The following is a 12662-nucleotide window of genomic DNA, read 5'->3' on the forward strand; positions in this document are numbered from 1 at the left end:
GCGCCTCCCCCTCCGGAACTGCATCGGCACCGTCCTGGTGCCGGGTCGTCAGCATTCCGTCTGACGCACGGGGCGACGCTGGAAGCGGGCGGCCACCGGACGGCGGCGCAGCCGGGCGACCTGCTTGGCCTCGCGGACCAGACGCTCGTGCTCGGCGCGGGCTTCGAGCTCGTGGGCGTGCTGCTGGATGAGCTGGTACTCGATCACTTCGGGTTCCCCCTGGGGTTTCGCCTTCGTTTCCCTGACATGTAAGAGCTTCCTCCCCCAGTGGGGGGTGCCACATCGGGAGCGTGCCCCATCTTCCGAAGGCCGAGCGCCTTAGATTCGGCGCCAGAAAAGGTTTAAGGCCCCGTCTCACCTAGATACGTAGGTGAGACGGGGCCTTAGGCCTTACTTAGGGGGCCTTAGACGCCTTAGGCGCCTTAGGAAGGCGGGCTTGACGGCCTAGGCCGCCGAGCCTTCTCAGGTGACTCAGGCCGAGACGCCCAGCTTCTCCAGGATCAGGTCCTTGACCCGGGCCGCGTCCGCCTGGCCACGGGTGGCCTTCATGACCGCGCCGACCAGCGCACCCACGGCGGCGACCTTGCCGTCGCGGATCTTGGCGGCGATCGCCTCGTTCTCGGCGATGGCCTGGTCGACCGCGGCGCCCAGCGCGGAGTCGTCCGAGACCACGGCCAGGCCGCGCTTCTCGACGACCTCGTCCGGCTCGCCCTCGCCGGCCAGCACGGCCTCGATGACCTGGCGGGCCAGCTTGTCGTTCAGCTTGCCCTCGGCGACCAGCGCGGTGACCCGGGCGACCTGCGCCGGGGTGATCGGCTGCTCGCTCAGCTCGGTACCGGTCTCGTTGGCGCGACGGGCCAGCTCGCCCATCCACCACTTGCGGGCCTGGTCGGCGGGGGCGCCGGCCGCGATGGTCTCCTGGATCGGCTCCACCGCACCGGCGTTGAGCACCGACTGCATGTCCTTGTCGGTCAGGCCCCACTCGGCCTGCAGCCGGGCGCGGCGCACCCGCGGCAGCTCCGGCAGCCCGGCCCGCAGCTCCTCGACCCACGCCCGGGCGGGGGCCACCGGCACCAGGTCCGGCTCGGGGAAGTAGCGGTAGTCCTCGGCGTTGTCCTTGATCCGGCCCGAGGTGGTGGAGCCGTCCTCCTCGTGGAAGTGACGGGTCTCCTGGACGATGGTGCCGCCGTCGGTCAGCACGGTGGCGTGCCGCTGGATCTCGAACCGGGCGGCCCGCTCCACGCTGCGCAGGGAGTTGACGTTCTTGGTCTCCGAGCGGGTGCCGAAGGTCTCGGTGCCGTTCGGGCGCAGCGACAGGTTGACGTCGCAGCGCATCTGGCCCTTGTCCATCCGGGCCTCGGAGACGCCCAGCGCCTTGATCAGCTCGCGCAGCTCGGCCACGTAGGCCTTGGCGACCTCGGGGGCGCGCTCGCCGGCGCCGACGATCGGCTTGGTGACGATCTCGATCAGCGGGATGCCGGCCCGGTTGTAGTCGAGCAGCGAGTGGGTGGCCCCGTGGATGCGACCGGTGGCGCCGCCGACGTGGCTGGACTTGCCGGTGTCCTCCTCCATGTGGGCGCGCTCGATCTCCACCCGGAAGGTCGTGCCGTCCTCCAGCTGCACGTCGAGGTAGCCGTTGAAGGCGATCGGCTCGTCGTACTGCGAGGTCTGGAAGTTCTTGGGCATGTCCGGGTAGAAGTAGTTCTTCCGCGCGAACCGGCACCACTCGGCGATCTCGCAGTTCAGCGCGAGGCCGATCTTGACTGCCGACTCCACGCCGATCGCGTTGACCACCGGGAGCGAGCCCGGCAGGCCCAGGCAGGTCGGGCAGGTCTGGCTGTTCGGCTCGGCGCCCAGCTCGGTCGAGCAACCGCAGAACATCTTGGTCTTGGTACCCAGCTCGACGTGGACCTCAAGGCCCATCACCGGGTCGTACGACGCGAGAGCGTCCTCGTAGGAGACCAGGTTCATGACGCTCACAGCGTCCCTTCTCACTTGAAGCTTGGGAGGTACGGGCCCGGCCGCCGCATCGCGCGGGGCCGGGCCGGGGCGCTCGGATCGACTCAGCCCAGCAGCACGTCGTCGGAGGCGAGCTGACGCAGCTCGCGCACCAGCAGGGCGGTGCCGGTGATCAGCGCGGCGGCGCCGACCAGGGCGTTGACCAGCTTGAGGGTGTCGCTCTCCTCGCGCGCCTTGCGGACGTCCTTGACCACGGAGATCGCACCGAACGCGCTGGTGCCGATGGACAGCCACAGCCCGGGCTTGCTGTGCTTGAACCCCTTGAGGGAGCTCTGGGCCTTGACGGAGCCCGGGGCCTTGACGGAGCTCGGGGCCTTGGCCTTCTCGATCTTGCTCACAGTGCCGGTACCTCCTCCAGCAGGGTGTGCCCCCACTTGTCGTTGAGCGCGGCCTCGACGGCGCCGCCCACGCGGTACAGGCGGTCGTCCGCCATCGCGGGAGCGATGATCTGCAGGCCGACCGGGAGATTGTCCTCCGGCGCCAGGCCGACCGGCAGCGACATGGCCGCGTTGCCCGCCAGGTTGGACGGGATCGTGCACAGGTCGGCCAGGTACATCGCCATCGGGTCGTCGGCGCGCTCGCCGATCGGGAAGGCGGTGGTCGGCGTGGTCGGCGAGACCAGCACGTCCACACCGGCGAAGGCGGCGTCGAAGTCCCGCGAGATGAGCGTGCGGACCTTCTGGGCCGAGCCGTAGTAGGCGTCGTAGTAGCCCGAGGAGAGGGCGTAGGTGCCCAGGATGATGCGGCGCTTGACCTCGTCGCCGAAGCCGGCCTCGCGGGTCAGCGCGGTGACCTCCTCGGCCGAGCGCGAGCCGTCGTCGCCGACCCGCAGGCCGTAGCGCATGGCGTCGAAGCGGGCCAGGTTGGAGGAGCACTCCGACGGCGCGATCAGGTAGTACGCCGGCAGCGCCAGGGTGAAGGACGGGCAGGACACCTCGACGACCTCGGCGCCCAGCTCGCGCAGCAGCTCCACCGACTCGTCGAAGCGCTGCATCACGCCGGTCTGGTAGCCCTCGCCGGCGAACTCCTTGACGACGCCGATCCGCATGCCGCGGACGTCGCGCATCCTCGCGGCCTCGACCACGGCCGGGACGGGCGCGTCGATCGAGGTGGAGTCCAGCGGGTCGTGGCCGGCGATGGCCTCGTGCAGCAGGGCCGCGTCCAGCACCGTGCGGGCGCACGGGCCGCCCTGGTCCAGGCTGCTGGAGAAGGCGACCAGGCCGTAGCGGGACACCGAGCCGTAGGTCGGCTTGACGCCGACGGTGCCGGTGACGGCGCCGGGCTGGCGGATCGAGCCGCCGGTGTCGGTGCCGATCGCCAGCGGGGCCTCGAAGGCGGCCAGCGCGGCGGCCGAACCGCCGCCGGAGCCGCCCGGGATGCGGGTGAGGTCCCACGGGTTGCCGGTCGGGCCGTAGGCCGAGTTCTCGGTGGAGGAGCCCATCGCGAACTCGTCCATGTTGGTCTTGCCGAGGATGACCACGCCCGCGTCCTTGAGACGGGTGGTCAGGGTGGCGTCGTAGGGCGGGATCCAGCCCTCGAGCATCTTGGACCCGCAGGTGGTCGGGATGCCCTTGGTGGTGAAGACGTCCTTGAGCGCGAGCGGGACGCCGGCCAGCGGGCCCAGCTCCTCGCCCTTGGCGCGCTTGTCGTCGACGGCCCTGGCGGCGGCCAGCGCGCCCTCGGTGTCGACGTGCAGGAAGGCGTTGACCTTCTTGTCGACGGCCTCGATGCGGTCCAGGTGCGCCTGGGCGACCTCGACGGCGGAGACCTCGCCCTTGGCGATGGCGCCCGCGGTCTCGGCCGCGGTGTACTTGATCAGCTCGGTCATCTCGGTCAGTCCTCCCCGAGGATCTGCGGCACACGGAAACGCTGCTCCTCGGCGGCGGGGGCGCCGGACAGCGCCTGCTCCGGGGTCAGCGACGGTCGCACCTCGTCCGCGCGCATGACGTTGGTCAGCGGCAGCGGGTGGGAGGTCGGCGGGACGTCCTGTCCGGCGACCTCGGAAACGCGGGCGACCGCGCCGATGATCACGTCGAGCTGCTCGGCGAAGTGGTCCAGCTCTTCGGGCTTCAGCTCAAGACGCGACAGCCGGGCGAGGTGGGCGACCTCCTCGCGCGTGATGCCAGGCATGCAGCGATCCTCAGGGTGAGTTCTGGTGAGACCCGGCGACGCCTGCGGCGGTGCCGGGCCCGGGCAGGAGCAGCCGGGTTCGGCGCTCCGTCCTCGTGGTCTTTGGACCCCATCCTATGGGGCCCGGCCCGGCCACCGGCCAACGAGTGGACCTGCGGCCCCGTTACCGTCCCCGTCGCCCCCGTCACCCCCGCCGCTACTGCGGCCCGGTACGGGCCCAACCCTGCGCGCCCGGCGTCTGGAAGCCGACCTGCGCGGCGGGCAGCGCCTGGCCGCGCTGCCCGGCCTGCAGGGCGGGCGGCAGCACCGGCGGGAGGGTCGGCGGCCGCACCGGCGACAGCGGGGACGGTCGGTCGGCCGGCTTGACCGCGGCGGCGCGGTCGACCGGCTTGATGATCGACGGGAGCTGCGGCGGCGCGCCGAGCCGCTCCACCGTCGGGGCGCCGGTGGTGCGGTGCACCCGCAGCCAGGCGGTGGCCTGCTCGGCGGGCAGCGCGGCGGACACCAGCCAGCCCTGGACGGCGTCCACGCCCATGCAGTGCAGCCGCTCCCAGGTCTCGTCGTCCTCGACGCCCTCGGCGACCACGGTCAGGCCGAGCGAGTGGGCCAGCTCGACCGAGCAGCGGACCACCGCCGCGTCGTGGTCGTCGGCGACCATCCGGGAGACGAAGGAACGGTCGATCTTGAGCTCGCCGACCGGCAGGCTGCGCAGCCGCACCAGCGAGGAGTGCCCGGTGCCGAAGTCGTCCAGGGACATCCCGACGCCGTAGCCGCGCAGTTCCGCCAGGGTGTCGGCGGCGCGCCGGGAGTCGTCCAGCAGCAGCCGCTCGGTGATCTCCAGCTGGAGCGCGTGGGCCGGCACCTGGTGGCGGACCAGGTGCCCGGCGACGCGCTGGGCGAAGCCGGGGTTGAGCACGTCGCGCGGCGAGACGTTGACCGCGACCTGCACCTGGAGGCCCTGCTCGCGCCAGTAGGCGAGCTGGCCGACCGCCGCCTCCAGCACGTAGTCGGTGAGCCGGGGCATCAGTCCGCTGGACTCGGCGAGCCCGACGAACTCGTCCGGGGAGACCTTCCCCTGTCCGGGCCGCTCCCAGCGCAGCAGGGCCTCCAGGCCGACCACCCGGCCGTCGAAGGCCACCTTCGGCTGGTAGTGCAGCTGCACCTCGCCGGTCTCCAGGGCCCGGCGGAGGTCCCCGAGCAGGCCGATCCGGTACGGGGTGTCGGCGTCCTGGGTCTCGTCGTACTGGGCGACCCCGCTGCACTCGCGCTGGGCGTGGCCCATCGCCACGTCGGCGCGGCGCAGCAGCGACTCGGCGTCCTGGGCGCCCTGCGGGTAGACGCAGACGCCGGCGCTGGCCTCCAGCACCAGCAGCAGGCCGTCCAGCCGGATCGGCGCGGCGAGTTCGGCGATCAGGGCCTTGGCGACCCGCTCCAGGCTGTCGGGGCAGTTGATGCCGGGGAGCAGGACGGCGAACTCGTCGCCGCCCATCCGGGCCACCATGGGGCGTCCGCGCCGGTAGTGCCGGGGCAGGCCGGCGAAGACGTCGTCGATGGACTCCCGGGTGGCGCTGCCGGCCGGGCCGCCGGAACGCAGCGCCCGGTGCAGTCGGCGGGCGATGTGAACCAGGAGGCGGTCACCGGCCGTATGACCAAGTGTGTCGTTGAGTGATCGGAAGCGGTCGAGGTCAAGCAGGATGAGACCGACGCTGTACCCTTCCTCGCGCTCGACGATCGCCTCCTGGGCGGCCAGCAGCAAGGCCTGACGGTTGGGCAGATCCGTCAGGGGATCGGTCAGCTGGTCGCGGGCCCGGTCCCGGGCGATCCGCCAGGCCGCCACCAGGACGGCCAGCGGTACCGCGAACAGCGGCAGCAGTTCGGGTTCGAACCGGTAGACCAGGACGGCCAGCGGGATGAGCGGCGCGGCTCCGGCCAGCAGCACGCCGAGCAGCAGGACCGCACCTGCCACCCCCTGCGGCGGGCGTGTGGGCGCGCCGCCGGTCGAACGATCCATAAGCCCTGTCCTCCGTCGGGCCCGCCCCGTCAGGCCGCCTTACGGTGAGGCACCGTGCCGGTACCGACAGCTGCCGGGCATGGAGCGACCCCGAGGAGCACCGGCTCGGCCGGTGCCCCCACCCCTGCTGACACTCTGTTGCGCTCCAGGGTATGCCGGGGTCTCCCCGGTGGGCAGACTTTCGGACAACCGGAAACGCGCCACCGCGCCCGGGTGTCGCACAGTGACACAATGCCCGCTTTCACCGGGCGGCACCCGGTGACGCCGCATCAGGACGATAACAACCCGGATCCGGCCGGCGGCCGCCCGGGTCCGCCCGGGGTCAGCCCTCCGCGGGTGCCTCGACGGCCTCCTCCGCCGCGGCGGGCTCCGGAAGTCCCAGGTGGGCGCGGGCGGCAGACGGTCCGTCGGCGAGCAGCACCGCGAAGCCCGCGTCGTCCAGGACCGGCAGGCCGAGCTGAACTGCCTTGTCATACTTGGACCCTGGGTTATCACCGGCGACCACGAAGTCGGTCTTCTTCGAAACCGAACCGGTCACCTTCGCTCCACGCGAGGTCAGCGCCTCCTTGGCGCCGTCCCGGGTGTGGCCCGCCAGCGTCCCGGTGACGACCACGGTCAGGCCCTCCAGCGGGCGCTCCGCCTCCTCCTCGTCCGCGAACTCCTCGACGAAGCGGACCCCGGCGGCCCGCCACTTCTCCAGGATCTCCCGGTGCCACTCCTCCTCGAACCACTCCCGGATCGAGCGGGCGATGGTCGGGCCCACGCCCTCGACCGCCGCCAACTCCTCCTCGGTGGCCGAGAAGACCCGGTCCAGGTCACGGAACTCGCGCGCCAGCTCCTGCGCCGCCACCGGGCCCACGTGCCGGATCGACAGGCCGTTCAGGAAGCGCCAGAGCGGGCGGTCCTTCGCCCCCTCCAGGTTGTCCAGCAGGGTCTGCAGCGACTTCTTCGGCTCGCCCTTGGTCGTGGCGAAGAAGAAGACCTCCTTCTCCTTGCCCGTCCGGTCGTCCAGCTTGGGCATGCCGGTCTTCTGGTCGCGCACCAGCACCTTGATCGGCAGCAGCTGCTCCGCCGTCAGCCCGAAGACGTCCCCCTCGTTGTGCACCGGGGCCTCGGCCGGCTCCAGCGGCTGGGTCAGCGCGGTCGCCGCGACGTAGCCCAGCCCCTCGACGTCCAGGCACTGCCGGCCGCCGAGGAAGGCGATCCGCTCCCGGATCTGGGCCGGGCAGTGCTGGGCGTTCGGGCAGCGCAGGTCGATGTCCCCCTCGGACATCGGGCGCAGCTCGGCGGCGCACTCCGGGCAGTGCGAGGGCATCACGAAGGCCTGCTCGGTGCCGTCCCGCAGGTCGTAGACCGGGCCGAGGATCTCCGGGATGACGTCACCGGCCTTGCGCAGCACCACGGTGTCGCCGAGCAGGACGTCCTTGGCCTTGACCACGTCCTGGTTGTGCAGCGTCGCGTACTGCACCATCGAGCCGGCCACCTTCACCGGCTCGGCCAGCACCGCGTACGGGGTGGCCCGGCCGGTGCGCCCGACGCCGACCTTGATCTCGGCCAGCTTGCCGGTGACCTCCTCCGGCGGGTACTTCCAGGCGATCGCCCAGCGCGGGGACTTGGAGGTGGCGCCGAGCCGGCCCTGGAGGGCGATCTCGTCCACCTTGACCACGACGCCGTCGATCTCGTGCTCGACCGAGTGCCGCTGCTCGCCGAAGTACTTGATGAAGGCGCGCACGTCGGCCAGCGTGCCGACCACCTTGTTGTGCCGGGCGGTGGGCAGACCCCAGTCGTGCAGCAGCCGGTAGGCGTGCGACTGGTTGTCGATGTCGAAGCCGACCCGGGCGCCGATGCCGTGCACCACCATGTGCAGCGGGCGGGAGGCGGTGACGTGCGGGTCCTTCTGGCGCAGCGAACCGGCGGCGGCGTTGCGGGGGTTCATGAACAGCCGGATCATCGCCCGGGGCCGCTTGCCCTCCTCGGCACGCTCCTCGTTCTCCTGCCGACGGCGCTCGTTCTCCGCCGCGAACGAGGCGTTGAGCGCGTCGAACTCCTCGGTCGGGAAGTAGACCTCGCCGCGGATCTCCACCAGCGCCGGGAGGTCGTCGCCCTTGAGCCGGTGCGGGATCTCCTTGATGGTGCGGACGTTGGCGGTGATGTCCTCGCCGACCCGGCCGTCGCCGCGGGTCGCCGCCTGCACCAACTGGCCGTTCTCGTAGGTGAGGTTGACGGCCAGGCCGTCCACCTTGAGCTCGCACAGGTAGTGGTACTCGATGCCGTGCAGCTCGGTGGCGACCCGGTCCGCCCAGGCGCCGAGCTCCTCGTCGTCCATCGCGTTGTCCAGGCTGAGCAGCCGCTCGCGGTGCTCGACGGCGGCGAACAGCGCGGTGGGGGCGCCGCCGACCCGCTGGGTCGGCGACTCCGGCGTCACCAGGGCCGGGTGCTCGGCCTCCAGCTCCTCCAGTTCGCGCATCAGCGCGTCGAACTCGGCGTCGCTGACGACCGGCGCGTCCTGCTCGTAGTACCGGGCGCGGTGGTCGGTGATCTCCTGCGCCAGCTCGGCGTGCCGCCGGCGCACCTCCGCCGGGACGTCCTCCCAGCCCTCGACAGCCGTCACCGCAAGCCCTCCTACGTTCTCATTCCGGGTTGTCCACCAGGCTCTGCGCCGCCCGCGCAGCGAGCTGCAGCGCCGTGCGCGCGTAGGCAGGGGAGGCCCCGGCGAGCCCGCAGGTCGGCGTCACCAGCACGCGGCGGCCCAGCAGCTCCGGAGCGAACCCGAGCCTGCGCCACAAGGTCCTGATCCCCTGGACACTACCGGCCGGGTCGGACACCGCCTGGTCAACGGAGGGCACGACACCGGCGAGGATCGCCGTGCCGCCCTCCACCGCCTCGCCCAGGTCGTCGTCCTGGCGCTCGGTGAGGAGGGAGAAGTCCAGCGAGATCCCGGCGACTCCGGCCCGGCGCAGCAGCGGCACCGGCACCTCCGGCGCGCAGGAGTGCACCACGACCGGCGCGTCCAGGCCGCGGATCAGCTCGCGCAGCACCTCCTCGGCGACCTGCCGGTCGACGGCGCGCAGCCGCTGGAAGCCGCTGGCGGTCCGCACCGACCCGGCCAGCACGGCGGGCAGCGAGGGCTCGTCCAGCTGGAGCACCACCTCGGCCCCCGGCACGCGCTTGCGGACCTCGGCGAGGTGGCGGCGCAGCCCCTCGGTGAGCGAGCCGGCGACGTCCCGGCAGGCGCCGGGGTCGGCGAGCGCCTTCTCGCCGTGCTTGAGCTCGATGGCGGCCGCCAGCGTCCAGGGGCCGACGGCCTGGAGCTTGAGCGCCCCCCGGTACCCCTGGGTGTACTCCTCCAGGGCGTCCAGGTCCTCGCCGAGCCAGGAGTGGGCGCGGCGGGTGTCCCGGCCGGGGCGGTCGGCGAACCGCCAGCCGCTGGGCTCGGTCTGCGCGAAGAGCTCGACCAGCAGGCCGGCGCTGCGGCCGATCATGTCGGCGCCCGGCCCGCGGGCGGGCAGTTCGGGCAGGAACGGCAGCTGCTCCAGCGCCCCGGTGGAGGTCCTGGCGGCCTCCCGGGCGTCGGTGCCGGGCAGCGAGCCGACGCCGGTGGCGGCGCCGCGCAGGTCGGGGAAGGGGTGTCCGGTGCTCACCCGTCCGAGCCTAGTGCGCGGCGCCGCCGACGTTCGCCGGTGTCCCGGTCAGCGCCGCCGGTCAGCGGCCGGGGCGGACGGTGATGTCGGTGACCTCGGCGTCCCGGGAGGCGTCCAGGGCCGCCAGGACGGCCTTCGCGACGGACTCCGGCTCGATCCAGCGGGCGGCGTCGTACTCCTTGCCCTCCTGCTGGTGCACCTTGGCCTGCATCGCGGTGGCGGTGCGGCCCGGGTAGACCGAGGTGACCCGCACACCGTTCCCGTGCTCCTCCTGGCGCAGCGCGTCGGCGAGCGCCTTGAGCCCGTGCTTGCTGGCCGCGTACGCCGACCACTCGGCGTGGGCGGTGAGGCCGGCGCCGGAGTTGACGAACACCACGTGGCCCTTGGCCAGGCGCAGCGAGGGCAGCAGCAGCCGGGTCAGCTCGGCGGGGGCGACCAGGTTGACGTTCAGGGTGTCCTGCCAGGCCTTCACCGGCAGGTCGCCCACCGTGCCCAGCTCCACCGCGCCGGCCACGTGCAGGACGGAGTCCAGCTCGACGGGCAGGGCCTGGTGCCCGAAGGCCCAGGACAGCTTGGCGGGGTCGCCGAGGTCGCCGACCAGGGTGCGGGCACCGGGGAAGCGGTCCCGCAGCTCGCCGGCCCGCCGGGCGTCCCGGGCGAGCAGCCAGAGTTCGTCCCCGCGCTCGGCGAGCTTCTCGGTCAGGACGGCGCCGATGCCGGAACCGGCACCGGTGATCAGGTGTGCAGCCATGGTCCCGATCCTCTCAGGCCTTGAGCAGCGCGAAGACCTCGGCCGGCGTGTCGGCGAAGCCGACCAGCTCGGCCAGCGGCCGCGGCAGGAAGCCCTCGGCGTCCATCCGCTCCAGCTGGGTGCGCAGGCCCGTGTAGAAGCCCTCGGTGTCCAGCAGGACGACCGGCTTGTCGAAGATCCCGTGCTTCTTGAGCTCCAGCACCTCGGTGACCTCGTCCATCGTGCCCAGCCCGCCGACCAGCACCACGACGGCGTCCGCCCGGGCGGCCAACTCCCGCTTGCGCTCGGCCAGATCGGCGGTCATCACCAGCTCGTCGGCGCCGTCGTATCCCTTGTGCCTGAGCATCTCGACCAGCACGCCGACGAGTCGGCCGCCGGCCGCCTTCACCTCGTCGGCGAGCAGGCCCATCAGGCCGGCGTTGGAGCCGCCCCAGACCAGGGTGTGCCCGCCCTCCCCGAGCAGCCGGGCGAATTCGGCGGCGGGGGCGGAGTAGCGGTCGTCGAGCGAGTACGCGGAGCAGAAGACGCAAATGTTCATGATGCCGTCCGGTCTATCACGTCCGCCCGCCGCCGCTCACGGGCTTTACCCCCGGCTCCCTCCTCACCGACGACTCCCCGCAACCCCTAGGGTGCTGTCCGTGCGCCACCTCGAGATATCCGACCTGATCACGGCCGTGGACCCGCGCGACGGCCGACGGCTCCCGGTCCGGCGCGACGACGTCGTCCGGCAGCTGCGCGAGAGCGGCGACGGGCGCGCGGCCCGGATCGTCGCCGGGCTGCCCACCGACCGGGACGGCGCACTCGACCCCGGTGCCGTGGACCGCCTGCTGATCAGCGTGCACACCGAACTCCAGCAGTTGAGCGAGGAACTGCGCATCGGCGAACGCCTGGTCCACGTCCTCGGTCCGCTCTTCACCGCGATCCGGACGGCCACCGGGCAGCCCGGGCCGTACCGCCTGGTCGACATCGGGTGCGGTCTCGGCTACCTGGTCCGCTGGCTGGCGGCCACCGACGCCCTGGGCCCCGACGTCGAACTGGTCGGGGTCGACCTCAACGCCGCGCTGGTCGGCGAGGCGGAGCGCCTCGCCCGCGCCGAGGGACTCGACTGCCGTTTCGTGCACGGGAACGCCTTCGAACTGCCGGAGGCCGCAACGGTCTACGTCTCCACCGGCGTCCTCCACCACTTCCGTGGCCCGGCCCTGACCGAGTTCTTCCGGGCCCAGGCCGCCTCACCGGCACTCGCCTTCTGCCACTTCGACATCGCCTCGACCCGACTGGCGCCCGTCGGCGCCTGGATCTTCCACCTCGCCCGGATGCGCCACCCGCTCGGCCGCCACGACGGCGTCGTCTCCGCGCTGCGCGCGCACAGCGACGAACTGCTGCTGCGCGCCGCCTCGGCACCCGGGATGCGCGCGCTGGTGTACGAACCGCGCGGCCTGTCGAACCCGTTCTGCACCACGCTGCGCCCGGTCATCGGTGTGCGCCCACCGTTGGAGGCGCCGCTGCGCCGGACCCTCGGCCGGGCCGCCCGCCGCCTGGTGGGCCCGGAGCACCTCGCCGGGGCCACCCGATGACGCCCGCCGTGCCCCTCGCGTTCCTCGGCCTGGTCGACGCGACGTGCAGCGGCTTCCGCGCCTACGCCGGACGCGACGCCCGCATCCGCAAACACCGGGCCGCGGCCCGGGCCGCCCTGCGCGGGCTGGCCGTCGGGGCCCTCCTGCTGCTCGCCCCCGCGCTGACCGCCGCCCTGCTGCTGCTGACGGCGACCGACCGGGCCGGGGCCTACGCCGCCCTGGCCGCCGGCGGCGACGGGTACCTGCTCCCGCTCGTCCCCTACGCCGGCGCCGTACTGCTCTCCCTCGCCGCCTACTTCGCCCTGCCGTTCCGCGCCAGCACGCTCGCCATGGTCATCGGCCTCGGCCCGCTCACCCTGCTGCGCCCGCTCGCCGTCGCCGCCGCCTGCCTCGGCGCGGTCCTGGGCGGCGGCGGTGCGTCCGGCCTGCTGGTCGGCGCGATCGCGGGCACCGCCATGCTGGGCGTCGAACCCCTGGTGCACCGGCGCTGGTACCGGCAGGTGCAGTGAGGGGCCCGCTGTGACCGGGGGGCCCGG

Annotated in this window: 11 protein-coding genes and 1 pseudogene; 2 read left to right on the plus strand and 10 right to left on the minus strand. The window is 72.8% G+C overall.

Going from position 1 to position 12662, the window contains the following annotated elements; all coding sequences use genetic code 11:
- Window positions 1–48: 48 nt before the first annotated feature.
- The 10 genes and pseudogenes from ACFXOZ_RS34745 to ACFXOZ_RS34790 form a co-directional block, all read right to left on the minus strand.
- Window positions 49–207: a hypothetical protein gene (locus ACFXOZ_RS34745; RefSeq protein ID WP_375891549.1), complete on the minus strand. Its 159-nt coding sequence runs from the start codon at window positions 205–207 to the stop codon at window positions 49–51.
- Window positions 208–471: 264 nt separating this feature from the next.
- Complete coding sequence (gatB, locus tag ACFXOZ_RS34750; RefSeq protein WP_380528980.1) at window positions 472–1980, minus strand: Asp-tRNA(Asn)/Glu-tRNA(Gln) amidotransferase subunit GatB; 1509 nt, start codon at window positions 1978–1980, stop codon at window positions 472–474.
- 83 nt (window positions 1981–2063) lie between these two features.
- Entirely contained in the window at window positions 2064–2348 is a 285-nt protein-coding gene (locus ACFXOZ_RS34755; RefSeq protein WP_380593891.1) for a hypothetical protein, read from the minus strand.
- A 5-nt stretch (window positions 2349–2353) separates the two neighbouring features.
- Window positions 2354–3847 carry an Asp-tRNA(Asn)/Glu-tRNA(Gln) amidotransferase subunit GatA gene (gatA, locus tag ACFXOZ_RS34760; protein WP_380396893.1) on the minus strand — a complete coding sequence of 498 codons (1494 nt, stop codon included), beginning with the start codon at window positions 3845–3847 and terminating at the stop codon, window positions 2354–2356.
- Between the two features lie 5 nt (window positions 3848–3852).
- Window positions 3853–4149 carry an Asp-tRNA(Asn)/Glu-tRNA(Gln) amidotransferase subunit GatC gene (gene gatC / locus ACFXOZ_RS34765; protein ID WP_030057414.1) on the minus strand — a complete coding sequence of 99 codons (297 nt, stop codon included), beginning with the start codon at window positions 4147–4149 and terminating at the stop codon, window positions 3853–3855.
- A gap of 196 nt (window positions 4150–4345) precedes the next feature.
- Window positions 4346–6097 (minus strand): annotated as a pseudogene (locus ACFXOZ_RS34770) (putative bifunctional diguanylate cyclase/phosphodiesterase); the annotation flags it as partial.
- Between the two features lie 385 nt (window positions 6098–6482).
- Window positions 6483–8771 (minus strand): NAD-dependent DNA ligase LigA, encoded by a 2289-nt coding sequence (gene ligA / locus ACFXOZ_RS34775; protein ID WP_380593883.1) that lies wholly within the window; start codon window positions 8769–8771, stop codon window positions 6483–6485.
- A 19-nt stretch (window positions 8772–8790) separates the two neighbouring features.
- A complete protein-coding gene (locus ACFXOZ_RS34780) occupies window positions 8791–9801 on the minus strand; it encodes a methionine synthase (RefSeq protein WP_380528986.1) in 1011 nt (336 codons plus the stop codon).
- A gap of 61 nt (window positions 9802–9862) precedes the next feature.
- Window positions 9863–10552 (minus strand): SDR family oxidoreductase, encoded by a 690-nt coding sequence (locus ACFXOZ_RS34785; protein WP_380593885.1) that lies wholly within the window; start codon window positions 10550–10552, stop codon window positions 9863–9865.
- 13 nt (window positions 10553–10565) lie between these two features.
- The gene (locus ACFXOZ_RS34790; RefSeq protein ID WP_375891543.1) at window positions 10566–11090 is read right to left on the minus strand and encodes a TIGR00730 family Rossman fold protein; all 525 of its coding nucleotides are present in this window, start codon (window positions 11088–11090) and stop codon (window positions 10566–10568) included.
- A gap of 100 nt (window positions 11091–11190) precedes the next feature.
- On the opposite strand from ACFXOZ_RS34790, the gene ACFXOZ_RS34795 reads away from it, so the two are divergent.
- A complete protein-coding gene (locus ACFXOZ_RS34795; RefSeq protein WP_380528989.1) occupies window positions 11191–12126 on the plus strand; it encodes a class I SAM-dependent methyltransferase in 936 nt (311 codons plus the stop codon).
- Between the two features lie 8 nt (window positions 12127–12134).
- A complete protein-coding gene (locus ACFXOZ_RS34800) occupies window positions 12135–12635 on the plus strand; it encodes a hypothetical protein (RefSeq protein ID WP_380593887.1) in 501 nt (166 codons plus the stop codon).
- Window positions 12636–12662 lie beyond the last annotated feature (27 nt).

It is taken from the genome of Kitasatospora sp. NPDC059160 (genome assembly GCF_042755465.1).
GTDB lineage: Bacteria > Actinomycetota > Actinomycetes > Streptomycetales > Streptomycetaceae > Kitasatospora.